The sequence below is a fragment of the Paenibacillus sp. RC84 genome, assembly GCF_041260495.1.
In the GTDB taxonomy this organism is placed as follows: Bacteria; Bacillota; Bacilli; order Paenibacillales; family NBRC-103111; genus Paenibacillus_F.
On sequence record NZ_JBGBYL010000009.1, the window covers coordinates 78,529 to 101,309 of the forward strand.

26 protein-coding genes and 1 riboswitch are annotated in these 22,781 nt (G+C 55.1%); of the genes, 12 read left to right on the forward strand and 14 right to left on the reverse strand.

What is annotated here, in order from left to right; genetic code table 11:
* The first annotated feature begins 24 nt into the window (after nt 1-24).
* Complete coding sequence (purU, locus tag ABH899_RS20250) at nt 25-912, forward strand: formyltetrahydrofolate deformylase (protein ID WP_009672196.1); 888 nt, start codon at nt 25-27, stop codon at nt 910-912.
* 123 nt (nt 913-1,035) lie between these two features.
* Here purU and ABH899_RS20255 read toward each other — a convergent pair whose 3' ends face one another.
* Nucleotides 1,036-1,497, reverse strand: a complete 462-nt coding sequence (locus ABH899_RS20255; protein ID WP_369999908.1) for a hypothetical protein — start codon at nt 1,495-1,497, stop codon at nt 1,036-1,038.
* Between the two features lie 148 nt (nt 1,498-1,645).
* Here ABH899_RS20255 and tkt point away from each other — a divergent pair, with 148 nt between their 5' ends.
* Both tkt and ppnP read left to right on the forward strand, forming a co-directional pair.
* Nucleotides 1,646-3,667 (forward strand): transketolase, encoded by a 2,022-nt coding sequence (tkt, locus tag ABH899_RS20260; protein WP_369999911.1) that lies wholly within the window; start codon nt 1,646-1,648, stop codon nt 3,665-3,667.
* A 79-nt stretch (nt 3,668-3,746) separates the two neighbouring features.
* The gene (gene ppnP, locus ABH899_RS20265; protein ID WP_009672106.1) at nt 3,747-4,064 is read left to right on the forward strand and encodes a pyrimidine/purine nucleoside phosphorylase; all 318 of its coding nucleotides are present in this window, start codon (nt 3,747-3,749) and stop codon (nt 4,062-4,064) included.
* Nucleotides 4,065-4,788: 724 nt separating this feature from the next.
* Here the strand turns inward: ppnP and ABH899_RS20270 are convergent.
* Nucleotides 4,789-5,688, reverse strand: a complete 900-nt coding sequence (locus ABH899_RS20270; RefSeq protein ID WP_369999915.1) for an NAD(P)-dependent oxidoreductase — start codon at nt 5,686-5,688, stop codon at nt 4,789-4,791.
* A 361-nt stretch (nt 5,689-6,049) separates the two neighbouring features.
* Here ABH899_RS20270 and ABH899_RS20275 point away from each other — a divergent pair, with 361 nt between their 5' ends.
* From ABH899_RS20275 to ABH899_RS20285, 3 genes are all read left to right on the forward strand, one after another.
* Nucleotides 6,050-7,405: a glucose-6-phosphate isomerase gene (locus ABH899_RS20275; RefSeq protein WP_369999918.1), complete on the forward strand. Its 1,356-nt coding sequence runs from the start codon at nt 6,050-6,052 to the stop codon at nt 7,403-7,405.
* 196 nt (nt 7,406-7,601) lie between these two features.
* Complete coding sequence (locus ABH899_RS20280; RefSeq protein ID WP_009672084.1) at nt 7,602-8,240, forward strand: YigZ family protein; 639 nt, start codon at nt 7,602-7,604, stop codon at nt 8,238-8,240.
* Between the two features lie 34 nt (nt 8,241-8,274).
* A complete protein-coding gene (locus ABH899_RS20285) occupies nt 8,275-8,916 on the forward strand; it encodes a TetR/AcrR family transcriptional regulator (RefSeq protein WP_009672155.1) in 642 nt (213 codons plus the stop codon).
* Here ABH899_RS20285 and ABH899_RS20290 read toward each other — a convergent pair.
* Nucleotides 8,897-9,298 carry a secondary thiamine-phosphate synthase enzyme YjbQ gene (locus tag ABH899_RS20290; RefSeq protein WP_009672144.1) on the reverse strand — a complete coding sequence of 134 codons (402 nt, stop codon included), beginning with the start codon at nt 9,296-9,298 and terminating at the stop codon, nt 8,897-8,899. The genes ABH899_RS20285 and ABH899_RS20290 overlap by 20 nt on opposite strands.
* A gap of 203 nt (nt 9,299-9,501) precedes the next feature.
* Between ABH899_RS20290 and ABH899_RS20295 the strand changes: the two genes are divergently transcribed.
* From ABH899_RS20295 to ABH899_RS20305, 3 genes are all read left to right on the forward strand, one after another.
* The gene (locus ABH899_RS20295; RefSeq protein WP_009672213.1) at nt 9,502-9,726 is read left to right on the forward strand and encodes a DUF1128 domain-containing protein; all 225 of its coding nucleotides are present in this window, start codon (nt 9,502-9,504) and stop codon (nt 9,724-9,726) included.
* Between the two features lie 237 nt (nt 9,727-9,963).
* A complete protein-coding gene (locus ABH899_RS20300) occupies nt 9,964-10,254 on the forward strand; it encodes a hypothetical protein (RefSeq protein WP_369999923.1) in 291 nt (96 codons plus the stop codon).
* 159 nt (nt 10,255-10,413) lie between these two features.
* Nucleotides 10,414-11,100, forward strand: a complete 687-nt coding sequence (locus ABH899_RS20305) for a hypothetical protein (RefSeq protein WP_369999926.1) — start codon at nt 10,414-10,416, stop codon at nt 11,098-11,100.
* 91 nt (nt 11,101-11,191) lie between these two features.
* Here ABH899_RS20305 and ABH899_RS20310 read toward each other — a convergent pair whose 3' ends face one another.
* Both ABH899_RS20310 and ABH899_RS20315 read right to left on the reverse strand, forming a co-directional pair.
* Nucleotides 11,192-11,482 (reverse strand): alpha/beta-type small acid-soluble spore protein, encoded by a 291-nt coding sequence (locus ABH899_RS20310; RefSeq protein ID WP_218228909.1) that lies wholly within the window; start codon nt 11,480-11,482, stop codon nt 11,192-11,194.
* 297 nt (nt 11,483-11,779) lie between these two features.
* Nucleotides 11,780-12,796, reverse strand: coding sequence for a glycosyltransferase family 2 protein (locus ABH899_RS20315; protein ID WP_009672148.1), 1,017 nt, complete (start codon nt 12,794-12,796; stop codon nt 11,780-11,782).
* A gap of 257 nt (nt 12,797-13,053) precedes the next feature.
* On the opposite strand from ABH899_RS20315, the gene ABH899_RS20320 reads away from it, so the two are divergent.
* On the forward strand, nt 13,054-14,553 hold the full coding sequence (locus ABH899_RS20320) for a catalase (protein WP_369999930.1): 1,500 nt from the start codon (nt 13,054-13,056) through the stop codon (nt 14,551-14,553).
* Nucleotides 14,554-14,980: 427 nt separating this feature from the next.
* Here ABH899_RS20320 and ABH899_RS20325 read toward each other — a convergent pair whose 3' ends face one another.
* From ABH899_RS20325 to queC, 5 genes are all read right to left on the reverse strand, one after another.
* Nucleotides 14,981-16,513 (reverse strand): sensor histidine kinase, encoded by a 1,533-nt coding sequence (locus ABH899_RS20325; RefSeq protein ID WP_369999933.1) that lies wholly within the window; start codon nt 16,511-16,513, stop codon nt 14,981-14,983.
* A gap of 215 nt (nt 16,514-16,728) precedes the next feature.
* Nucleotides 16,729-17,223: a preQ(1) synthase gene (gene queF / locus ABH899_RS20330; RefSeq protein ID WP_009672067.1), complete on the reverse strand. Its 495-nt coding sequence runs from the start codon at nt 17,221-17,223 to the stop codon at nt 16,729-16,731.
* 191 nt (nt 17,224-17,414) lie between these two features.
* The gene (queE, locus tag ABH899_RS20335) at nt 17,415-18,242 is read right to left on the reverse strand and encodes a 7-carboxy-7-deazaguanine synthase QueE (RefSeq protein ID WP_369999936.1); all 828 of its coding nucleotides are present in this window, start codon (nt 18,240-18,242) and stop codon (nt 17,415-17,417) included.
* Nucleotides 18,239-18,727, reverse strand: coding sequence for a 6-carboxytetrahydropterin synthase QueD (gene queD, locus ABH899_RS20340; RefSeq protein WP_369999938.1), 489 nt, complete (start codon nt 18,725-18,727; stop codon nt 18,239-18,241). Before queD ends, queE begins: the two co-directional genes overlap by 4 nt.
* Nucleotides 18,724-19,389, reverse strand: coding sequence for a 7-cyano-7-deazaguanine synthase QueC (gene queC, locus ABH899_RS20345; protein ID WP_369999941.1), 666 nt, complete (start codon nt 19,387-19,389; stop codon nt 18,724-18,726). The genes queD and queC overlap by 4 nt, the downstream gene beginning before the upstream one ends.
* Nucleotides 19,390-19,583: 194 nt before the next feature.
* A riboswitch (PreQ1 riboswitch) is annotated at nt 19,584-19,627 on the reverse strand.
* 232 nt (nt 19,628-19,859) lie between these two features.
* On the opposite strand from queC, the gene ABH899_RS20350 reads away from it, so the two are divergent.
* A complete protein-coding gene (locus tag ABH899_RS20350; RefSeq protein WP_369999944.1) occupies nt 19,860-20,693 on the forward strand; it encodes an SDR family oxidoreductase in 834 nt (277 codons plus the stop codon).
* Between the two features lie 92 nt (nt 20,694-20,785).
* Nucleotides 20,786-21,355 (forward strand): hypothetical protein, encoded by a 570-nt coding sequence (locus tag ABH899_RS20355; protein WP_369999946.1) that lies wholly within the window; start codon nt 20,786-20,788, stop codon nt 21,353-21,355.
* Here the strand turns inward: ABH899_RS20355 and ABH899_RS20360 are convergent.
* From ABH899_RS20360 to ABH899_RS20375, 4 genes are all read right to left on the reverse strand, one after another.
* Nucleotides 21,256-21,609 (reverse strand): cupin domain-containing protein, encoded by a 354-nt coding sequence (locus ABH899_RS20360; protein WP_369999948.1) that lies wholly within the window; start codon nt 21,607-21,609, stop codon nt 21,256-21,258. The two genes, ABH899_RS20355 and ABH899_RS20360, sit on opposite strands and share 100 nt — an antisense overlap.
* 23 nt (nt 21,610-21,632) lie before the next feature.
* Entirely contained in the window at nt 21,633-22,028 is a 396-nt protein-coding gene (locus ABH899_RS20365) for a DnaJ family domain-containing protein (protein ID WP_369999951.1), read from the reverse strand.
* A 28-nt stretch (nt 22,029-22,056) separates the two neighbouring features.
* Nucleotides 22,057-22,377, reverse strand: coding sequence for a YnfA family protein (locus tag ABH899_RS20370; protein WP_369999954.1), 321 nt, complete (start codon nt 22,375-22,377; stop codon nt 22,057-22,059).
* 126 nt (nt 22,378-22,503) lie between these two features.
* The gene (locus ABH899_RS20375; RefSeq protein WP_009672142.1) at nt 22,504-22,731 is read right to left on the reverse strand and encodes a hypothetical protein; all 228 of its coding nucleotides are present in this window, start codon (nt 22,729-22,731) and stop codon (nt 22,504-22,506) included.
* Between the last annotated feature and the right edge of the window lie 50 nt (nt 22,732-22,781).

Sequence of the window (22,781 nt, forward strand, 5' to 3'; positions counted from 1 at the left end):
GGTACAAAGGAGAATCCAGTAGAGATGGCAGCAGCAAAAACGTCCGGCGCAGCCGGCAAGCAAAACCGCGGCAGAATGCTCATTTCCTGCCCGGACCGGCCTGGAATCGTGGCCGCGGTATCCAAATTTTTGTCCGAATATGGGGCGAACATCGTCCAGTCGGACCAGTACACCATGGATCCGGAAGGCGGCATGTTCTTTATCCGGATCGAATTTGACTTAACCGACCTTGAGCAGCGCAAGCCGCAGCTTGAGGCCGATTTTGCCGGAGTGGCGGCCGAATTCTCCATGGACTGGAGCCTGTCGCTGGCCAGTCAGAGAAAACGCCTGGCGATCTTCGTGTCCAAGGAAGATCACTGTCTGCTTGAGCTGCTGTGGCACTGGCGCGCCGGGGATCTCGACGCGGATATCGCCATGGTCGTCAGCAACCATCCGGATATGGCGCCGCTCGTCGAGCCGTTCGGTATTCCGTACCACCATATTCCGGTAACTCCGGATACGAAAGCCGAGGTGGAGAAGCGCCATCTGGAGCTGCTCGAAGGCCAGGTGGATCTGATCATCCTCGCCCGGTACATGCAGATTATTCCGGCTTCTTTTATCAAACATTACCAGAACCGGATCATTAATATCCATCATTCCTTCCTTCCGGCTTTCGTCGGAGGTAAACCTTACGCGCAGGCTCACGGGCGGGGAGTTAAGCTGATCGGGGCGACCGCGCATTACGTGACCGAGGAGCTGGATGGAGGTCCGATCATCGAGCAGGACGTGCAGCGCGTCAGCCACCGGGACAATGTCGACGATTTGAAGCGCATCGGCCGCCATATCGAGCGAATCGTCTTGGCAAGGGCCGTTTCCTGGCATACGGAAGACCGCATCCTCGTTCATCAGAACAAAACGGTCGTATTCAGCTAAAGCCGCAGCCGTGGAGCGATATCGTACCAGGGCTTATTTCAGAAAGAAATCCGAAGAGGCTTCTCTGCCGCTTCGGATTTTATTAAAGGAGCATTCCTCTGGACTATGCCGCTTTAAAGCGGTTCATTCCTTGTTAAAGGCTTGCAGAGCTTTTGTGCCCAAGGCGGCGAGTATCACGCCGTAAAGAAGGTGTCCCGCGATCCACCAGATCAGGGCGCTTACATCCGAAAGGACGGGTGTTTTCGCCGATACGGCCAATTGGGTAAGAGGTACGAACAAGGGGATAGGCGAGATACCGAGCAGGATCCCCGGCAGCCACGGTTTTCCCGTACGTCCGAGCAGAATCGCGTACAGGAAACCGATAAGGACCGAAACGGCCAGATGCAGGGTCAGTTCGAACCATTCAGGCTGATCGCCCCCAAGACCCGGGATAAAGTCGACATTCAGCAGCAGCGTATAGACGCGGGAACCTGCAAAGAATTCCACGGCTTTAAAAAGCAGAGCGAGTGCGGCCCCGGGCACCAGCCCGAAAACAAAGCCCCGCAGGACAAGCGTGTTTCCGTTTTCAAAAAAATGGCGGTTCATCCGCTTTTCACTCTCCTTGTCACCATGCGGGCGCTAACACCAAGGACTGACATTGCGGTTTCGGATTTTAGCTTTATAATGGAACTAAAGCTTCAATGTTGGCGAGAATAACAAGTATAACACGAGACCATTCCTAGGAGGATACACCATGTCTGCAAGCAATACGCCTATTCAGGAACTTGCCGTTCACACGATCCGTACACTCGGAATCGACGCTATCGAGAAAGCCAAGTCCGGCCACCCCGGCATCGTTATGGGAGCCGCGCCTATGGCATATACGCTGTTCGCGAATCAAATGAAACATAACCCGGCCAACCCGACATGGATCAACCGCGACCGCTTTGTCCTGTCCGCAGGCCACGGTTCCATGCTGCTTTATGCGATTTTGCACCTGACGGGTTACGATCTTCCGATGGAAGAAATCAAAAATTTCCGCCAATGGGGCAGCTTGACTCCGGGACATCCCGAGTTCGGTCACACGGCGGGCGTAGACGCGACAACCGGTCCGCTCGGACAAGGTATCGGCATGGCCGTAGGTATGGCGATGGCCGAAGCTCATCTGGCAGGCCTGTACAACCGTGAAGGTTACCCGGTTATCGATCACTATACATACGCCATCTGCGGAGACGGCGACATGATGGAAGGTGTGTCTTCCGAGGCCGTCTCTCTGGCCGCAACCCTTAAACTGGGCAAGCTGATCATGATGTACGACTCCAACGACATTTCGCTCGACGGCGATCTGCACGTTTCCTTTACCGAAAATGTTCAAAAACGTTTCGAAGCATACGGCTGGCAGGTGCTCCGCGTAGAAGAGCAGAACGACCTGGAAGCCCTCAATCGTGCGGTTGAAGAGGCGAAAGCCGACACGACCCGTCCGACTCTGATCGAAGTGAAAACGACGATCGGCTACGGCAGCCCGAACAAAGGCGGCAAAGGCGGACATGCCGGACCGCACGGTTCCCCGCTCGGTCTGGAAGAAGCCAAGCTGACGAAGGAATTCTACAAGTGGAACTACGAAGAAGATTTCTATGTTCCTGAAGAAGTCCGCAAGCATTATGCGGCGGTTAAAGAAAAAGGCATCCAAGCCGAACAGGCATGGAAGAAGCTGTTCGACGACTACCGCAAAGCTTTCCCTGAGCTCGCCGAGCAGTTTGAACTGGGCGAAAGCGGCAAGCTTCCGGAAGGCTGGGACCGCGATCTGCCGGTTTACACGCCGGAAGACAAGGCTCTGGCAACGCGCGCCGCTTCCGGTAACGCGCTGAACGCCGTAGCGAAGAACGTTCCGTTCTTCTTCGGGGGTTCCGCCGACCTGGCAAGCTCCAACAACACGGAGATCAAGAACGCTCCGATCTTCAACGCGGAAAATTACGCGGGCCGCAACATCTGGTTCGGCGTGCGCGAATTCGGAATGGGCGCCGCTCTGAACGGAATTTCCCTGCACGGCGGTCTCCGCGTATACGGCGGCACGTTCTTCGTGTTCTCCGACTACCTGCGTCCGTCGATCCGTCTGGCTGCCCTGATGAAGCAGCCGGTGATCTACGTCTTCACGCACGACAGCATCGGCGTAGGCGAAGACGGCCCGACTCACGAGCCGGTTGAACAGCTTGCGGCTCTCCGCGTCATTCCGGGCATGACCGTTCTCCGTCCTGCGGACGGCAACGAAACGAGCGAAGCTTGGCGTTACGTGATGGAGCACAATGACGGACCGTACGCGCTCATTCTGACCCGTCAAAACCTGCCGCAGCTCGAAGGCTCCGCCAAATCTGCGCGCGAGAACTTCTCCAAAGGCGCTTACGTCGTATCCGACGCGCCTAACGGCAAGCCGGACGCACTTATCCTTGCGACGGGATCGGAAGTTCAGCACGGTGTGGCCGCTCAGAAGCTGCTCGCCGAAGAAGGCATCCAAGTCCGCGTTGTCAGCATGCCGAGCTGGGAGCTGTTCGAGAAGCAGTCCCAGGAGTACAAGGATTCCGTCCTGCTTCCGAGTGTCAAAAAGCGTCTCGGCGTAGAGATGGCTTATCCGCTCGGATGGGAGCGTTATGTAGGCGATGAGGGTTCTATCCTCGGAATCAGCACGTTCGGCGCTTCGGCTCCGGGCGATCTGCTCATCAAGGAATTCGGATTTACGGCAGAGAATGTCGCCAAGCGCGTCAAAGAACTGCTTAAATAAAAAAAGGAATGCCATCCGGACGACCGCTTCCACAGGGTCGTCCTTAAGTGCAGCCGCCAATCACGAGGGGGAGAACAGGTTGTCGAATTTCGAAGGAGTTACCGTAGTCAAGAAAGCGAACGTTTATTTTGAGGGAAAAGTGACCAGCCGTGCCGTTCTGTTCGCGGATGGCACGAAGAAGACGCTGGGCATCATGCTTCCGGGGGAGTATGAATTCGGTACGGACTCCAAAGAGATCATGGAAATTCTGGCCGGCGACCTGAGCGTCCTCCTTCCCGGCGAATCCGATTGGACGGACATTCAGGGTGAAGGGGAGTTTACCGTCCCGGCTAACGCGAAATTCAAGCTGAAAGTCCGGACCGTCACGGATTACTGCTGCTCCTACATCGCGGAATAGGTTTTCGGCTACGGCCGAGGCTGCGGGCCAATATGTCTGTGGGTACACGCAACAGCAGGTACACATGCAGTGCGTGCAGTACAGCAACAGCAGGTATGTGCGACAGAAGATATACGCGGCTGCGGGTGTACACGACTGAGGGTATATCTGACAGCAGGTTTACACGACTGCTGGTATACGCGGCAGGTTACACAACGCAGGCAGCACGAAACTGCGGGCAGTACGCGACCGAGGTACACGCGACAGCAGGTATACGCAGTGCAGGTACACGCATTGCAGATATACGCAGGCAATACGCGTGTGCAAGCCATACGCAGCGTAATACGCCGCAGCAGGCAATAGAAAAGGCCCTTCCGAACCCAGCGTTCGGAAGGGCCTTTCTTGCCTTGCGGAGAAGCCCGGCCCGCGGTGTCGCGCATCGCAAGACCATGGTCAATCGGAGACCTCGGTTTCAAGGCGTGTGCGCAGTCCGGGGCTTACGGCCGCTAGCAGGCGCGGCGGCGGGCTGCTGCCGGCTATGCTTGCTTGTGTTGCCGACGGGGCTATAAGGCAGCACACCGTGGAAAATGCCGATAGAACCGAATGCGATGCCGATTCTATTTAATGGACGAATGCCGCGTATTAAACGGTTACGACTCCCTATACGGCGGATAAATCACGAGGAAAGCGGAGATGCGAGCCCGGTCAGCGGTTACGCGGGTACCCACCGGTTTCAAGGCGCGCTTTACCGCTCGCCTTTTTTCTCCACCCGCTCATTCATCCATTCCTCGTAGCACTGGATGGCGGCGGCCAGGTCTTCCTCGCCTAGTCCTTTGCTCAGGCCCATCTGGAAGACGGTGGTGGCTGCATGCAGCATGGGAGCGGGCAATTGGAATTTGCCTGTCAGGTCCGACGCGAGCAGCAGATCCTTCAGCATCAGCTTCAGCGAGAACTGGTTGCTGAAATCGCGCTCGAGGATCTTCGGGCCTTTGAGCTCGGCCTGCTTGCTGTTCCCGGAACCCGCCTGCACGATCTGCAGGAACTGCTCGGGGGCAAGGCCCGCTTTCGTCGCGATCGAGAGGCCTTCCATCAAGCCGATCGCATTGATGCCCACAATCGTGTTGTGGGCCAGTTTCGTATAGGAGCCGGAACCGGACGGCCCCATGTAAAGCACCTTGCTGCCGAGATCGCTCAGCAGCGCATGCTGGGCGTCGAACACGGGGCGGTCTCCGCCGACCATGAACACGAGCGTCGCCGCTTCGGCAGCGGGCTTGCTTCCCGTTACGGGCGCGTCCAGGAAGTACGCCCCGCGTTTGCCCAGATCGGCGTAAAGACGCTGGCTGAGGGCCGGGGAGACGGTGCTGGAATCAATCACGGTAAGGCCTTCACCGGCCTTCTCCAGAACCCCATTCTCGCCGTAAAAAACGCTCTCGATGGCGGAATCGTTGCTCAGCATCGTGATCAGAACCCCGGCGCCGGAGACGGCTTCCGCAGGGGTTGCGGCAAGCGAAGCGCCCGCCTGGACAAGTTCCGCCGCTTTATCGGCACTGCGGTTGTATACGGTGACCGCGTACCCTTTGCGGAGAAGATTCAGGGCCATCGGAGCGCCCATGGTGCCTAATCCGATAAATCCGATTTGTTTCATCACTAATCACCTCGTTTAGAGTCACGCCAGACACGATAATTTCACTTGCAGTTTGTCCGGAAAGCTTTTATAGTAAGGAATCAATGCATGCGAAGCCGATGCGCCGGGTGTTTTCGGAGAATAAATCCGCCGCCCTGGCAATACTACCGAAGGGTTGTCGGGCAGGCCCCGCCCGCACGTATCCGTTCTACGAAGCCGTCCCCGCAAGCGTTTGGGTGAAGGTACGGCACTAGGCGTTTTTCCTATTGTAGCACGTTTTGCGGAGAGGCAGCATGCCTCGGGCGTGTGACTTGCGGACAGCGGCACAGAAGCGGTATGCTAGAGGAAAGAACCAAGTAAAAGAACCGAGGAGGAGAGAAAGTTGACCCAGAAGCTGCAATTTGATTACAGCAAGGCGCTTGACTTCGTTGCCCAGCACGAAATTGATTACCTGGCCGGGCCGATCCGTACCGCACATGACCAACTGCATAACGGAACCGGAGCCGGTAGTGATTATTTAGGGTGGATCGATCTTCCGGTCGCTTACGACAAAGAAGAGTTCGGCAGAATCCAGAAGGCGGCGAAACAAATTCAATCCGATTCCGAGGCGCTTGTCGTGATCGGCATCGGCGGCTCCTACCTGGGGGCCCGCGCGGCGATTGAAATGCTGTCCCATTCTTTCTATAACCTGCTTGATAAAGACAAGCGTAAAACTCCGGCCGTGTACTTCGTCGGCCAGAATATCAGTTCTACATACGTAACGCACCTTCTGCAGCTGCTGGAAGGCAAAGACTTCTCCGTAAACGTCATTTCCAAATCCGGAACGACGACGGAGCCGGCGATTGCTTTCCGTATTTTCCGCGAGCTGCTGGAGAAAAAATACGGCAAAGAAGCCGCGCGCAAGCGCATCTACGCCACAACCGACCGCGAGAAGGGCGCTCTTAAGCAGCTTGCCAACGGCGAAGGCTACGAGTCCTTCGTTATCCCGGACGATGTAGGCGGACGCTACTCCGTGCTGACGGCTGTAGGCCTGCTGCCGATCGCCGTGGCCGGCATCGACATCGAAGAAATGATGCAGGGCGCGGCCGACGCGCGCCAAGCTTTCTCCAGCCCCGAGCTGAGCGAGAACGCGAGCTACCAGTACGCGGCTGTCCGCAACGCGCTCTACCGCAAAGGCAAAACCACGGAGATTCTCGTGAACTACGAGCCTTCTCTGCATTATGTATCGGAGTGGTGGAAGCAGCTTTACGGCGAGAGCGAAGGCAAAGACAACAAAGGGATCTTCCCGGCTGCCGTCGATTTCACGACAGACCTTCACTCCATGGGCCAATTCATTCAGGAAGGCAATCGCAACCTGTTTGAAACGGTTCTGTTCGTAGACCAGTCCGCAGAGGAGATCGTCATCGGAACCGATGAAGAGAACCTGGACGGGCTTAACTTCCTGAGCGGCAAAACGATGGATTTCGTGAACAAAAAAGCGTTCCAGGGCACTATGCTGGCTCATACGGATGGAGGAGTGCCTAACCTGATCGTGACACTGCCTGATACTTCGGCGCACACGTTCGGTTATATGGTCTACTTCTTCGAAAAAGCATGCGGCATCAGCGGCTACCTCCTCGGAGTGAATCCGTTCGACCAGCCGGGTGTGGAAGCCTACAAGAAAAACATGTTTGCGCTGCTGGGCAAGCCCGGTTATGAAGAAGACAAAGCCAGATTGGAAGCTCGTCTGAACGGTTAGTTTCGTCCAGACAGAACCGGTATTGGGCTCTATAAGCCGATTTTCGACGAAAACAGGCCTTTTCCTTCGGGATTAGGTCTGTTTTTTATTGGAAATAATCTTAGAACTAAATTAACTATTGTACTAATATTCTGATTTGTGTAAAATGATATGAAACAGAAGGCGCATTCGTTAGGAAATGGAATGAAGAAGCGACATGATAGCATCCTACAGAACGGTACAGAAGCATGGAGCCGATGAAATCATCATCAAACGTTCCCGGTTTATCGGTCAGGCGTTGCAGGTTTCGTCCGAGGAGGAAGCGCTTGCTTTTATTGCCGGCGTGAAGAAAGAACACTCGATGGCGACCCACAACTGCTCCGCTTACATGATCGGAGAACGGAATGAGATTCAGAAACAGTCGGATGACGGGGAGCCGAGCGGCACAGCCGGCAAGCCGATTCTCGAAGTGATCCGGAATATGGATCTCAAGAACGTGGCCGTAGTCGTCACCCGGTATTTCGGCGGTATTATGCTGGGAGCCGGCGGGCTGATCAGAGCCTACACGGATGGCGCCGTCGCGGGAATACAGGCCGCGGTGCCCGTTTACAAAGTAAGTCATCAGGAACTGCTCGCTGAAATCGATTATACTTGGCTGGGTAAAGTGGAGAATGAGCTGCGGAACCGCAACATGCGGATGGGCGATACGGAATTTACCGACAAGGTTATCCTCCGGTGCTATCCCTTATCTGCCGAGGCGGATTCTTTCGCCGACTGGTTTACCGATTTGACCCAAGGTCAAGGAAACATCATACGCGGCGAACATACATATATCGAACATAGCGAGCTACCCTAACAATTTCATACACCACCGAAGCGGAGGGATTCTTATGGCGAGGAAGGCAGTCGCTCAGGAACTTAGCAGAGAGCGGATTCTTGAAGAGGCCAGGGAGTTATTCGTAACTCGCGGTTATCGCGCTTTAACGATGCGAAGCATCGCTAAAGCAATGGGTTACAGCCATGGCGCGTTATACTATCATTTTAGAGAAAAAGCAGAGCTGTTCAATGCGCTCATTCTGGAGGATTTCGGCATACTTCTGCAGCGGCAGCGGCAAATCATCGTCGAATCCGCTGTTCTCGGGGTTCCCCTGCTGCAGAAACTGATGATGGAGTTTATCCGGTTCGGGTTGGAGAACCCGCATCACTACGAAATCATGTTTATGATCCGGGACGAGGAGCTGCGCCAGTACTCGCGTACCGAGCAGGCGAAATGTTTCGATCTGTTTGCCACAGTCGTACGCCAGGTCATTTCCGGAATGCCGGACAAAGAAGATCAGGAATACCGGCTCCCATGGAACTTGTTCATGTCCATGCACGGATTCATCTCGCATTCCATTCATTACGGACAGACGTACGAGCTGGTGGAACAGCTTGCCGAAGAGCATGTACAGCTGCTGTGCAGCAACATGGTCTCCACGGCGGCCCGTTCCGAATCTTCCAAAGTCAGTCTGGTCAATCACGAATCAGCTTAACGGTAAACGTACGGCTGCGGGGCCCGTCAAATTCGCAGAAGTAGATTCCTTGCCAGCGGCCCAGCTGAAGGCGGCCTCCGCGGATAAATACGGTTTGCGAGGCTCCGACGGTCATGGCTTTCAGATGAGCGGCCGTATTGCCTTCCGCATGACGGTCGCGCGGATGCTCCCAGGGAAACACTTCATCCAGGCGCATGAGTACATCTCTTTTTACATCAGGATCGGCATTTTCGTTGATCGTAATTCCTGCCGTCGTATGAGGGCAGTATACAATGGCGGTGCCGTCTTCCAGACTGCTCTCCTGAACCAACCTAGCCACGATGTCTGTAATTTCAACCATTTCGTCCCGTCTGCGGGTAACAAGATCGTAGGTATGCAGCATAAGCGAATTTCCTCCTTGCGGCTTTTGTAACCGGCGTGCATGAGGATTGGAGGCCTAGGAAGCCGAACAGGCTGTGTATCCTCTTGTAGGCGCGGTATGGTCAAGCCCGGACTTGTATCAGATTCTATCGTAACGGACGGGATTTCCGGTGTCAAAACGTGTTACAATAAAAGCAAAACCGGATAACGAGAGGATGAAACGCATTGGATTTGGCGGTATGGTCGGAACGGAATGTAGAGTATATGTTCGACGAAATCAAAACCAAACTGAGAATGGCGACAGGCGGATCGATTAAAGCGTCCAACTTTAGCCAGGAACAATATGAAGATCTTAAGGATTTGTACGATCTGGTGATGAGCAAACCCAATTTCAGCATTAGCGAAATTGACGCGATCACAACGGAACTGGGCAAGCTCCGCAAGGCCTGAAGCCTGCTTGCCCTTTTGCGAAAAGCCTTTCTGCATGGAGATGGATTCTTCCGGCAGGGGGCTTTTTTCTATGAAAAAAAGACACCTTCCTTCTGCTTGCACTCCTCGCACTCTCTTGGAAAGAATACCTTGACCCAATAAAACAGGGAGAAGGGACAGCTATCCAATCGGGCCGTTAGCCGGCCGCATATGGTGTAAGGTAGCATGCATGATTCGCTGAAAAGGGAGGTATACGGTATGAGTTCCACACTTCGTAATGACGCGTCCAAACTAGTCGGTCAGAACATCGTGGCCGTCCGCAAGGATGGTTCCATGGTCAGAGGCAAACTGGTACGTATTCAAGGTGACCAGCTGATTCTCGAGCCTCAAGAGGGAACTGCTCAAACAAAAGCGTTCGTTCCTCTCGTCTTGTTCGATTTGCTTGCCATCGGCACATCCCCGTTTGTCAACGGATTCGGTTACGGCGGCGGCTTCGGCGGCGGTTTCGGTTACGGCGGCGGTTTTGGCGGCCCCGGATTTTTCTGGTAAAGAGCGAGACAGTACAACAGGTTCCGGCTACGGGACCTGTTTTTTTATTTGCGGGCGGGCTTGACCAAACACTAAAGGTCCGGCTCCGGAATAGTCTGGTGTGTATAAGGCGGCGGGATGCGCTGCGTTTCTTGAAACAAGCGGAACGAGGGGAAGAAGATGAGCGGAGGAAAGAGCGAGTTCGACTATGAAAAAGAGTGGGAACGGAAATTCGGATTTCGTTCCGGTGAGATTCCTTCGTTTTCCTCCATTTTCGGAGGCGGGGAGACTTTATTTACCGAGCTGTCCAAACGGATTTCAGAAGACCCGGAAAACACGGCGTGGCTGGACCAATGGCTGGATAAACTTCTCCGGGAGGCAATGCCGGGCTACCGGATTCCGGAGTGGATGGGAACCGATTGGGAAAACGAACCGGCCGGGGGTTCGGCGGGCCAGAGCGCGCAGGGAGGCACTCCTCCGCGCGGCGGGGAGAAACGCCGGGCGAGCGGAGATCAGCCTGCCGCCGCCCGGCTTCCCGCGGCCAATCCCTTTTCCGGCCGAAAGCCGGTTAAAGGCCTCGCTGCGGGAAGCAAGAAGCGGCAAACCGCCAAGGTCAAGGCGGCGGAGCCTTTTGCCTATTCGATAACCGAGGGCGGGGGCGGGCTGATGGTTATCGTGCAGCAGCCTTCGGGGATACGCCCGGGAGAGATTGAACTGGCGGCGGACAGGTCGAGCATCCGCCTTAGCGGCAGCCGGATCGGCGGGAAGCAGATCATCCGCCTGTTCAGGCCTATCCGGCCGGGTTCATGCCGGATGACCCGCGAAGACGGCTGTCTGGTCATCCGGGCCGATTTGGCCCGCCGATGACGGACGGATTCGCGGCTTTATGCTCCTCCGCGCAGAGCGGATGCACTTGCGGGCGGTCAACCTTGCAGGCGGCGTTCCGGCGTTCCGGGGATCACTTCGGTCCGCCGCGTTCCGCAAGTTGCTTCTGTGCCATCCGGACAAGCTCCCGCACCATGCGGCCGCCGATTTCGCCGCCGATTTTACCGGCATCCTCGGTGCGGAGCTGACCGTTGTTACCCGGCTCCAGAGGCACTCCAAGGGTGCGGGCGACTTCGTATTTAACCAGGTTCGGCTGATCGTCGGACACGTTGTAACCCGCGTCCCTCATAACCTGGCCCTTGAACTTATCCAGACTGCGCTCGCTTCCGGGAACAGCGGCTCTGCGGCTTCGTCTTCTTGCCATGCTATCACCTCCTGCGGTTAGGATGCCCAAGAGTTCCCGGAGTATCAAGGGGTCAGCGGTATCCGGACCGGTAAGATAGTCATAAGCCCCGGAGCCTGAGGCAGCCCGTATAGAAAACACCGTGCGCAGTAAGCACACGGTGTGATAACAGGACTATGGGGCATGAGGCTCAAAGCGCAGAGGTAAGCCCCGTGCTGAAGCTGGCCGTGAGGATATCCCCCCCCCCCCCCCGTCCCGGGATTCCGGCAAAAGGGCGGATGCCCGTAATTTCACGGAAAGCCGGTTCCCGTCTAAAAACTAACGCCTCGCTCGTCCCGCCCCTACCGGAATTCGGTCAAAGTCTGCCGGGTCTGCGTAGTCCTGCTGAGCCGGGATTGACTTTTCGATGAGATACAAGGGACGTTGTTTGACCTCCCGGTAGATTTTGCCGATATATTCTCCGATCAGCCCCAGGGCAAGAAGCTGCACCCCGCCGATAAACCAGACGGATAAAATAAGAGAAGTCCAACCGGAAGCCGTCGTTCCCCATAATTTAGAAATGATGGCGTAAGCGCCGGCGAACACGCTGAAGATGGAAAGCAGAAATCCCGTGATCGTCACCATGCGGATCGGTTTGACACTGAAGGACGTAATCCCGTCCAGTGCAAAAGACAGCATTTTGCGCAGCGGATACTTCGATTCCCCGGCAAAACGTTCTTTCCTCTCGTACATGACCTCGGCCGTACGCAGTCCCAGGAGCGGGACAATCCCCCTCAGAAACACATTGACTTCCTTATAGCGGGACAAATAATCCAGCGCGCGTTTGCTCATAAGCCGGTAATCCGCATGATTGTTCTTAATCTGGACGCCCAGACGTAGCATTAATTTATAGAAGGATTCGGCGGTCGTTTTTTTGAACCAGGTGTCGGTCGTCCGGTCGCTGCGGATTCCGTAAACGATCTCGGCCCCCTCCAGATATTTAAGTACAAATTCGCGTATCGCGTCCGTATCGTCCTGCAGATCCGCATCGATGGAAATCACGATGTCCGATGTATGCCGCGCCGTCATCAAACCTGCAAGCAGGGCATTCTGATGGCCCGCGTTCCGTGCGAGCTTAACGCCTGTTACATAGTCATGGGAACGGCTGTATTGATCGATAAGCTCCCAGGTCCGGTCTTTGCTGCCGTCATCGACAAGAAGCATCACACTTTCTCTTGCGACAAGCTTTTCTTGGATGAGGCGGTCCAGAACCGCGCTTAACCGGCTTACCGTTTCCGGGAGAACTTCTTCTTCGTTATAGCAAGGCACCACAATTGTTAAAATAGGGCTCGACATCCTGTAAAATCTTCCTTTCTTATCCTGGACTGGACATTGCTGCTTCCCACCGGATTATTCTTATTGTAAACAAGCACGGTCGGTTAAAGCAATTGCCTTCTCGTCGGAATTTGTAAAAATCAGGCGATTTTATTTCCACATTAAAATAATTATAATTTTATAGTCATTCTATTGACGGAGACAAGAAGACGATGCTATACTACCGTCATAACATTGATAATCATTTTCATATAATAATAATTATAAAGAGGTGCAGAATGAATCCACATCGTCCTTATCTCACAACGAATCAAGGCGCGCCCGTTGCCGACAACCAGAATTCGAAGACAGCCGGTACTCACGGCCCGACGCTGCTCGAAGATTATCATCTTTTGGAGAAACTGGCTCATTTTGACCGCGAGCGTATTCCGGAGCGTGTCGTGCACGCGCGGGGTGCGGGGGCATTCGGAGTATTCCGGCCTTATGCCGGTATGAGCGAGTATACGAAAGCCGCTTTTCTGCAAGACCCTTCCATTGAAACGAAAGTGCTTGTCCGCTTCTCGACGGTTATTCATCCGAGCGGATCGCCGGAGACGCTTCGTGACCCCCGCGGCTTTGCGGTTAAGTTCTACACGTCCGAAGGAAATTATGACCTCGTCGGCAACAATTTGCCCGTATTCTTTATCCGCGATGCGCTGAAATTCCCGGACATGGTTCACTCGCTGAAGCCGGCTCCGCATACAAATGTTCAAACGCCAAATCACTTGTGGGATTTCATGTCGCTTTCTCCCGAATCTACCCACATGCTGACCTGGGTCTTCTCCGACCGAGGCACTCCCGCCAACTACCGGGAAATGGACGGATTCGGGGTGCATGCCTTCAAATGGGTAAACGCGGAAGGCAAGGTCGTATACGTCAAATACACCTGGAAATCGCTGCAAGGTGTCCGTTCCTTAAGCCGCAAAGAAGCGGAGGAGCAAGGAGGCCGGGACCACAATCACGCGACGCGCGATTTGTATGACGCTATCGAGGCGGGCAATTATCCGGAATGGGAGCTGAATGTGCAAATGCTGGAACCGGAGCGTTTGGATCAGTTCAGTTTCGATCCCCTCGATCCGACGAAGGAGTGGCCGGAAGACCTTGTTCCGTTCGTTAAAGTAGGACGAATGACCTTGAACGAGAATCCTAAAAATTTCTTCGCCGAAGTCGAGCAGTCGGCTTTTGCGCCAAGCGTGCTTGTGCCGGGGATCGAACCCTCCGAAGACAAACTTCTGCAGGGCCGTCTGTTCTCCTACCCGGATACACAGCGCCACCGGCTGGGACCGAACTATATGCAGATTCCGGTAAACTGCCCTTATGCGCCGGTCCGCAATTATCAGCGGGACGGTCAAATGGCGGTTCGCCAGGACCATTCGCCGATCAATTACGAGCCGAATTCCTACGACCATTCGCCGAAAGAAGCGGGAAGCGCTTATGCGGAGAGCGAACAGCCGCTGACGGGATCCACTACACGCCGCAAAATCGAGAAAACGGACGATTTCACGCAGGCAGGCGAGCGTTACCGCCGGTTTACGCCGGAAGAACGCGCTAACCTGATCGATAACCTCGTGAACGACCTCAAACAAACGGATATGCAAATCCAGCTTCGCGCCGTCTGCAATTTCTTCCGTGCCGATGTGGAATACGGGACACGGCTTGCGGAAGGGCTCGGAATCGATCTCAGCGGTTTTATTCCGCAGGGAGCGGGTTCCGGTTCCGGACAAATGCCTCCGCGTTAATTTGTCACGGGTAAGAGCCTGGGAAAAGCAGCACGGCAATGTTCTTCGACACTATCGGGTTAAGCGGCCCGCCGCCATGCAGGAGGAATTCCCCCCCCTTCCCGCAAGGTGTCATGGCGCCCGCTTTCACGGATGGTTGAAGGGCACGGGCCGCTCTATCGTTTCCGGCGCGAGGTTTTTAAGATAGATGGCCCTGTGGTCCATCGGCTCAAGCAAGGATGCCGTAGGCCGTGTCTTCAAGGGCCGGAACTAAAAAAGTCTTCTTTCCGACAAGGAAAGAAGACTTTTTTTCTCTGAGCTTAGCCGGGCTTGATGCTGCATGGCTTTACCGGCATCATGAGCGCGTGGTTATCGACCGGCTTCGTGATGTAGTCCGATGGCCCGGCTTCGATGCAGGCTTCCCGGTCGCCGGGAAGGGCCCGGGCGGTCAGAGCGATGATCGGTTGCTTCCCTCCGGAAGCGGAGAGGAAAGCGGCGTAAGCCGGGGAAGCTTGGCGTTGTCCACGAGCTGCCGAAGCTCCTGCTCCTGACCGCTCAAGCTGCTGGAAGGAAGGAGGAGGGTAAACGTGCTTCCGGTTCCCTCTTCACTGGTCAGCCGGATTTCTCCGCCCAGCAGCCGGGCAAACTGGCGTGAAATAGAAAGGCCCAGTCCGGTTCCGCCGAATTTGCGGCTGGTCGTGCCGTCCGCCTGGTAGAAGGCCTCGAAGATCTGCTCCCGCTTGTCCGCCCGGATGCCGATGCCGGTATCCCGGATGGCGGCGGCGGGATGCTGAATGCCTTCGGCGTCCATTTCAACGTAAAAGGTAAGCGTAACACCGCCTCGCTGGGTAAATTTGAACGCGTTGGACAACAGATTTTTCAAAATCTGCTGAAGCCGCTGTTCGTCCGTATGAATGATGTCGGGAACGCCGGTTGAACGGATGTGAAAGTATAGGCCCTTCTGGGCGGCAACGGGTTCGAACGTGCGGGTCATCGCTTCGACGACTTCGCTGACGTTCACTTCTCCCGGCGTGATGGACATATGTCCCGCTTCGATTTTGGACAAATCCAGAATATCGTTAATCAGCGTAAGCAGATCCTGGCCGGAGCTGTAAATAATCCCGGCAAATTCAATCTCTTCTTCCGAAAGCGTCCCGTTCTGATTTTCGGCCAGGAACTGGGACAGAATCAGCATGCTGTTCAGCGGGGTCCGGAGCTCGTGAGACATGTTCGCCAGAAATTCGGATTTGTAACGGGAAGCGGCCACCAGTTCTTCGTTTTTCGCTTCCAGCTCGTCGTGAATTTGCTGAAGCTCCGCGGTTCTTTCTTCGGCCAGCCGGAACTGTTGGGCCAATTCCCGATTGGTCTTGTTCAGCGCTTCCCGCCGAAGAAAATCCGCTTTGAAATCGTGCAGGATGAATGTAAAGAAAAAGCTGAAAAACAGGCCCGCCGTGCCGGACAGCGGAGCAAGCTCAATCAGATACGTAGCGACCGGATATACCCCGAGAATCGCGATGTCCGCCACGTTGAACAGATTTACGATAAGAATCAGCAGCAAAATCCGGGCGGTCTGACGCAGAGAGGTGCGTTTGAGCAGCTCGCTGGTCAGCGCGGTTACAACGCCGAGAATGACCATATTGCCGAAGCCCGCCCAAGCGGCGTGGTTCAAGCCGAACGATAAGCGCGTCAGTCCGATTCCGATTCCGATGAGCATAATGTGGGAGGGACGCGACAGGAACAGGGGAGCCGCCAGGATAGGAACGAATCTTAAATCGAAGATGACCGTCGGGGTCAGCCGGGCTCCGTACATCATGGAGAGCCAGCCCGCCGCTATCGAAAGCAGGATGTACAGCACTTTCATCCAGTTGACGGGGACCCGGTACAAAACATATTTATAAGCCAGACTGCCTAAATAAGTAAATGTGAGCAAGGTGCTTATATTGGCGAAAAACGATTTGAAATAGTCTCCTAAATTATCCATTTCTTTTCCTTCCCATTCCGAAAGCCCTTCAACCCAGCTCCAATTAGATGTTCTTTCCTAGTATACCAAAGTTATCGGCATCCCATCGGCAGAAAAAAAGACCCCTAAGGGGTCTTTAGGCATATCGGCGGGCGACGTTGAAAATACCGGAACTCATTTTCGGTCAGGTACGGGTATGGGCTAAGCCGTTTATAGCCGGTTAAATGGTCGGCGGCTTAGCGGTTATCGACTTTTTCCGGGTAAAGGTCGTGGTTCATCAGGCGGTGTTCCGCCATCTGCTCGTACTTGGTGCCGGGACGTCCGTAATTGCAGTAAGGATCGATGGAGATCCCGCCCCGCGGAGTGAATTTGCCCCAGACCTCGATGTATTTCGGGTCCATGAGCTTGATCAGATCGTTCATAATGATGTTCATGCAGTCCTCATGGAAATCGCCGTGATTGCGGAAGCTGAACAGGTATAGTTTGAGCGATTTGCTTTCGACCATTTTGGCGTCCGGCATATAGCTGATATAAATGGTGGCAAAATCGGGCTGTCCCGTAATCGGGCACAGGCTCGTAAACTCCGGGCAGTTGAATTTGACGAAATAATCCCGGTAAGGGTGTTTATTATCAAAGGATTCAAGCACCTGCGGCGCATAATTAAACGGATATTGTGTCTGCTGGTTGCCCAGCAGGGTGAGATCGAGATCTTCCTGGTTTCTTCCGGCCATAAAGGCACCTCCGGTTTTAAGTTTGTAAAAGTGCGAGGGCCGCATGATAGGCATACTGCAAGAAAGCATGCTGCTATGCTGTCGATAAGCAAGATGCAAGCAAGTCTGCCGGGGTAACATGCTGGAGCACTGATTTGGGCGGTCAACCGCCTTGGACGGATGCAGGGTCAGGCCACTGCCATCCTCGGAGATCAGACGCCCCGCTTGTTGCCCCACAGCAGGGCGTGAAGCTGAGGCAGCACGCGCACGTCGTTAAGATCCTCGGACGCCATCGTCAGGTCGACGAGCCACTCGTATTTGTGCAGCAGCTGCCCGCGAAGCAGGTCGTCGTCCGCAAGTCGGACGTCTTCATTGCCCGCCTGCAGGTAGAACGGGACGGCAGGGTAGCGGCGGTGGACTTCCCGGGCGAACGCGAAATCGCGTTCGTCGAACACGACCACCTTGAGGCTGATGCCGTCCGGGTTCAGCCGCCGGACGATGTCGTCCAGCTTGGCGAAGTCCGTCTCCATGCCGGAGCTTGGCGGCTTGGGAGAGAGCGTGACCTCGTCGATCTCGGTCAGCCAGTCCTGCCAGCGGGAGCCCTGCGTCTCGACGGCGGTGCGGATGCCTTTGGCCCGCAGCAGCTTCACGAGCGGGCCCAGGCTGCGCAGGAGGGCGGGATTGCCGCCCGACAAGGTCACGTGGGAGAAGCGGCTGCCGCCGGTGCGGACGAGCTCCTCCCAGACCGCTTCCGCGGTGAGCGGACGGATATCGCCTGCGCCCGATCCGTCCCACGTAAACGCGGAATCGCACCAGGAGCAGCGGTAATCGCAGCCGGCGGTGCGCACGAACATCGTCTTGCGCCCGATGACCATGCCCTCGCCCTGGACTGTCGGGCCGAAGATTTCGAGCACGGGGATGGCTGCTTCACCCGCCGCTGCTTTGCCCGAAGGGGACACGGCAGCATCCGCCGTTGTACCCGCTGCAGGCAAGGTCCGCGGAGGGGACGGGACCGCAGCGTTTGTATGGCTTGCGCTCATTCGGACATCCACTCCCGTCTCGCTTCGGCATAACTCGTCGGCGTCTCGTACAGACGGACGAATTCGACCCTGCCGCCCCGGGCTTTCGCCTGCATCTCATCCGACTGCAGAGCCGTCTCCATCTGTTCGTACAGCCAGACGACCATATTCTCGGCGGTGGTGTTCATGGGCGGGAGCGTCTCATTCAGATAACGGTGATCGAGATAAGGCTCGATCCGGGTTTTCCAGATGTCTTTGATTTCTCCGAAATCAAGCGTAAGGCCAATCTCGTTGACATAGCTGCTGATTCCATAAACGGCTTTGTACGTATGGCCGTGAAGGTTTTTGCACTTGCCCTCGTAAGCGTGCAGATGATGCGCCGCGTCGAACGTAAACTCTTTGGAAACGAGGACGCGCTTGGTATGGTAACGGAGCTGTTCGTGCCGGATGTCCTGCCCGTACTGCTGAAGGTTTTCTACAATGCGGAATTCGCCTGGCGTCTTCATCGGGCATCGGCTCCTTCGCGCTCCAGAAGATAGTTCTGCAGACCGGCCGAACGGAGCTTGCATGCGGGGCACTCGCCGCAGCCGTCTCCGACGATGCCGTTATAGCACGTAAGCGTCTTGGTGCGCACAAAATCGAAAGCTCCCAGCTCGTCGGAAAGCTTCCACGTTTCCGCTTTATTCAGCCACATTAGCGGCGTATGGATAACGAATGGATAATCCATGGATAAGTTCAGAGTCACGTTAAGGGATTTTACGAAAGCGTCCCGGCAGTCCGGGTAGCCGCTGAAATCCGTCTCGCACACGCCGGTAACGAGGTGTCTGGCCCCGGCCCCTTTGGCGTATACGCCTGCAAACGAAAGGAACAGCAGGTTGCGTCCGTCCACGAAAGTGGAAGGAAGTTCGCCTTCTTTTTCTTCAATTTCGATATCGGCGCGCGTCAGCGCATTGGGTGCGAGCTGGTTCAGCAGGCTCATGTCCAGTACGGTGTTCTTTACGCCAAGCTCGCGCGCAATCTGCTCCGCGCACTCGATTTCGAGTTTATGGCGCTGCCCGTAATCGAACGTGAGCGTCTCCACCTCGCCAAAATGCTTCAGGGCCCAGAACAGACACGTCGTGCTGTCTTGTCCGCCGCTGAATACGACAACCGCTTTTTCATGTTTCATCGCTCTTCCGTCTCCTTTAAATAAAAAATAGGTGATGGAGAGAGTTCTTGATCCGTCATTTTAAACAAAACAAAAACAATGCCACAAGGAAGGACGCAGCGCAATCATAAAGCGAACCGGAAGTGAACGTCAAAAAAACGTACACCTAGCGCCCGCTTTTTAAGCAGCTGTGCCCGAATATCCAGGGATATTGTTTTTCCTTAGTTTTTTATAGAGGGAGTTCGCGAACCTCTCCCATATGCGCGGGGCATATGGATTTTCTTATTGGGTTATGAATCCGGCACGTTCATGGTTCCGTTCCAAGCCGTGCCGCGCATCGGAACCGTCTCATTATAACGCATTTGACCCGCCCATGTAAGGGAGCGGTGGAAATTTCCTTTATAATCGAACAATCTCAGCAGGGGATCGTGATGCCGTTCTATACTGAAGGTAACAAAAAGTCCTCCCTAATCAATGTTAGTAGGAGGCGGATGGAGGTATTCATGCACGGAAATAGGCCGGATTCGGTAAATGAGGCTGCTATACGAACCAAGGAAGGCCGCGCACCTGTTGCCATCGTCACGGGAGTTTCCCGCCGGATCGGTATCGGCGCCGCTATATGCCGGGCGCTGGCGGCCAAAGGAATGGATGTGCTATTCACATCCTGGACCGCATTCGATAAGGGAATGCCGTGGGGAGCGGATGAAGAGGGGCCTGACGCGATTCTGCGGGAGCTGGCCGAGTCGGGAATCCGCTGCGAAAGACTGGAGATCGACCAGTCCGATCCGGAAGCGGCGAAGCGAATTGTGGACGAAACGGAGAAGCGGCTCGGGTTTCCGTCTATCCTTGTCAATAATGCGGCCTACTCGGTGAATGACGGGTACGAGAAGCTTGATGCGGCGATTCTGGATGCCCATTACGCCGTGAACATGAGGGGCACCGCCCTGCTCAGCGTGGAATTCGGCCGCCGGTTTAACCGGGGATCGGGCGGCCGGATTATTAACCTGACATCCGGCCAGTCTTTGGGGCCGATGCGGGGTGAGATCGCTTATGCGGCTACGAAGGCCGCTGTCGAAGCGATGACCGTCACATTAGCTGCCGAGCTGGCTCCCAAAGGGATTACCGTCAACGCGGTCAATCCCGGTCCGACCGACACCGGTTGGATGACGGAAGAGCTCCGGAACGGGCTCGCAGATCAGTTCCCGTTCGGCCGGATCGGCAGACCGGAAGACGCCGCCAGACTGATCGCATTTCTCGCGGGCGAGGAAGCGGAATGGATTACGGGCCAGATCCTCCATTCGGAGGGCGGCTTTCGGCTCAGGTAAATATTTCCCCGCTTTTGCGGCCTTGCAACATTCCCCTCTGATGACCCGTCAAGGAAATTAAATCCTAACGGATGGGACAGGAGGGGATTTCGATGAAACGGGTATTTTTAGGCGGCTTGCTGCTGGTTGTTCTTCTCGCGCTTACAGGATGTGCTAAGGAGCGTACAATCGAGACGCCAGTAACGCTGGAACAGGTAAAAGAAGCATTAGCGGCTGAAGGCATAGAGATGTTCGAAGAGACGGATCCTCACGATTGGACGCTTAACGGGAGGAAACCCGTTCGTTATTCCGTCGGCCGTCCGACTGAGAAAGCCGTATACAAGGAGTTCGTCTCGATTTACGTGTATGAATCAGGGCTTGAACGCCAAAAGGCGATGACTGAGTTTAACAAGCTGAAACAAAGCTTAAAGGGGGAGGAGTTCCTCACTCCGCTGCCCATTGAGCAGCAGAATGTACTGCTCCTTTACTGGGCCCATTTGAACGGGACAAGCCCCGACTCGCCCAAGGCCAAGCTGGATGAAGAAATAAAACGAGCTCTGCAGCTTATTCTGCAGAGCTCGTTTTATTTTGCCTGCCCCGCAGGCTCGTCCACGAAAACCGTTTCCGCTTCTTTGGCTTCGAAGCAGAGATTGACAGTGCGCACTTCCGCCCTCGTCCGGTGAACCGTGCCCGCCGGAATCGTAAGCGTGTCGTTCGCTTTCAGCGAGGCAGTCGTTCCGTCCTCGAAGTCTATGAAGAGTTCTCCTTCAAGCACCATAAACAATTCATCCGAATCGGGATGAAAATGCCAGCGGTAATTGCCGGTCATGACCGCGATGCGGAGCACATGCGAGTTTACGTCCGAAACGGCAAAGTTGACGTGCCGCTCTTGGATGTCCCGGGTAAGTTCAAGCAAATTTTGAGTAGTGAGGTTCATCTCGGTTTCTCCTGTTTCTCATCCTATTCGGACGGTTTATCCGGTTCTGCGGAAAATTTCGTTTCGATCCGGTCCCGGTACCGGGCAAGCGCGGGCGAGAGGTTCATGCTCCGCTCTTCCATTAACATATTGAAGCGGAGCTTCTTGGCGTTGAGTGTTTTCTTCAGCTTGCCGCGTTCCTCTTCGTCATGACAGCATGCAAGGAGTTCCTCCAGTGTGATCATGTCTTTGCGGAGCTGCATTTCTTCGGGAAGGAATCCCGAATTTTTCATGATTTTATACGACAAACGAAGCTCTTCCGGAACAGCGGACCAATCTTCGAGAACGAGCGGTTTGCCTTTGCCGGGCAGATTGTCGAAATCGCCGTTTCGAATCGCTTCCTGAATGCGCTGCTCTACCAGACTGTCGAGGAAATTCATAGGGGAACGCCTCCTTCAAGACATTTGATCAGGTTCTGGGCGCCCACAAAATAATGGACACGCCGACGATGCAAACGGCCGCGCCGAGCCAATCGTAGAAATCGGGGGTCTTTTTGTCCACAAGCCATCCCCACACAACAGCGAGTACGACAAAAACGCCCCCGTATGCGGCATAGACCCGTCCGAAAGTAGGAAAGGCCTGGAGAGTCGGGATAATTCCGTACAGGACGAGCACAAGGCTGCCCGCGATTCCGTACCAGACAGGCTTACCCTCGCGGAGCCACAGCCAGACGAGGTAGCCGCCTCCGATTTCCGCGAGCCCGGCGATCACAAATAAAAGCATGGACATCTCAGGAACCTCCGGCGGAAGTATGTTGAAGCAGGGGGTTAGGCGGATTTACCGCCGGTTCCTGCAAAAATAAAGACATGAAGCGGAACCCTCATGTCTTTGCCTACTGCTTATGACGTTCAAAGTTTAGACACCCATACGTCTTCTTTGATTGTTTTGTTTCTTGGTCTGCTGGCTTTTCATCATCTGATTGCCGGTTACCTGGTGCTTCTGCTGGGAGTTGGCCTGGGCTTGCGCCGCTTTCTTCTGGGCCATTTTCTGTTTCATGGCTTCCGCGAGCGAAACTTTGCGCGGCTCGGCCCCTTCGGCCGGTTGTGTTTCTGCGGATTGCGGTGTCTGTTGATTTTCTGACATTCGTATCACCTCACTGCGTTCATTACTTTTAGTTTATTGGTTTTCAGGGC

Excerpts from the sequence above, each read along its gene's own strand:
- purU (WP_009672196.1), top strand. The coding sequence starts at position 25 with ATGGCAGCAGCAAAAACGTCCGGCGCAGCCGGCAAGCAAAACCGCGGC.
- ABH899_RS20255 (WP_369999908.1), bottom strand. The coding sequence starts at position 1,497 with ATGAACCGCCATTTTTTTGAAAACGGAAACACGCTTGTCCTGCGGGGC.
- tkt (WP_369999911.1), top strand. The coding sequence starts at position 1,646 with ATGTCTGCAAGCAATACGCCTATTCAGGAACTTGCCGTTCACACGATC.
- ABH899_RS20270 (WP_369999915.1), bottom strand. The coding sequence starts at position 5,688 with ATGAAACAAATCGGATTTATCGGATTAGGCACCATGGGCGCTCCGATG.
- ABH899_RS20280 (WP_009672084.1), top strand. The coding sequence starts at position 7,602 with ATGATAGCATCCTACAGAACGGTACAGAAGCATGGAGCCGATGAAATC.
- ABH899_RS20285 (WP_009672155.1), top strand. The coding sequence starts at position 8,275 with ATGGCGAGGAAGGCAGTCGCTCAGGAACTTAGCAGAGAGCGGATTCTT.
- ABH899_RS20290 (WP_009672144.1), bottom strand. The coding sequence starts at position 9,298 with ATGCTGCATACCTACGATCTTGTTACCCGCAGACGGGACGAAATGGTT.
- ABH899_RS20300 (WP_369999923.1), top strand. The coding sequence starts at position 9,964 with ATGAGTTCCACACTTCGTAATGACGCGTCCAAACTAGTCGGTCAGAAC.
- ABH899_RS20305 (WP_369999926.1), top strand. The coding sequence starts at position 10,414 with ATGAGCGGAGGAAAGAGCGAGTTCGACTATGAAAAAGAGTGGGAACGG.
- ABH899_RS20310 (WP_218228909.1), bottom strand. The coding sequence starts at position 11,482 with ATGGCAAGAAGACGAAGCCGCAGAGCCGCTGTTCCCGGAAGCGAGCGC.
- ABH899_RS20315 (WP_009672148.1), bottom strand. The coding sequence starts at position 12,796 with ATGTCGAGCCCTATTTTAACAATTGTGGTGCCTTGCTATAACGAAGAA.
- ABH899_RS20320 (WP_369999930.1), top strand. The coding sequence starts at position 13,054 with ATGAATCCACATCGTCCTTATCTCACAACGAATCAAGGCGCGCCCGTT.
- ABH899_RS20325 (WP_369999933.1), bottom strand. The coding sequence starts at position 16,513 with ATGGATAATTTAGGAGACTATTTCAAATCGTTTTTCGCCAATATAAGC.
- queF (WP_009672067.1), bottom strand. The coding sequence starts at position 17,223 with ATGGCCGGAAGAAACCAGGAAGATCTCGATCTCACCCTGCTGGGCAAC.
- queE (WP_369999936.1), bottom strand. The coding sequence starts at position 18,242 with ATGAGCGCAAGCCATACAAACGCTGCGGTCCCGTCCCCTCCGCGGACC.
- queD (WP_369999938.1), bottom strand. The coding sequence starts at position 18,727 with ATGAAGACGCCAGGCGAATTCCGCATTGTAGAAAACCTTCAGCAGTAC.
- queC (WP_369999941.1), bottom strand. The coding sequence starts at position 19,389 with ATGAAACATGAAAAAGCGGTTGTCGTATTCAGCGGCGGACAAGACAGC.
- ABH899_RS20350 (WP_369999944.1), top strand. The coding sequence starts at position 19,860 with ATGGAGGTATTCATGCACGGAAATAGGCCGGATTCGGTAAATGAGGCT.
- ABH899_RS20355 (WP_369999946.1), top strand. The coding sequence starts at position 20,786 with ATGAAACGGGTATTTTTAGGCGGCTTGCTGCTGGTTGTTCTTCTCGCG.
- ABH899_RS20360 (WP_369999948.1), bottom strand. The coding sequence starts at position 21,609 with ATGAACCTCACTACTCAAAATTTGCTTGAACTTACCCGGGACATCCAA.
- ABH899_RS20365 (WP_369999951.1), bottom strand. The coding sequence starts at position 22,028 with ATGAATTTCCTCGACAGTCTGGTAGAGCAGCGCATTCAGGAAGCGATT.
- ABH899_RS20370 (WP_369999954.1), bottom strand. The coding sequence starts at position 22,377 with ATGTCCATGCTTTTATTTGTGATCGCCGGGCTCGCGGAAATCGGAGGC.
- ABH899_RS20375 (WP_009672142.1), bottom strand. The coding sequence starts at position 22,731 with ATGTCAGAAAATCAACAGACACCGCAATCCGCAGAAACACAACCGGCC.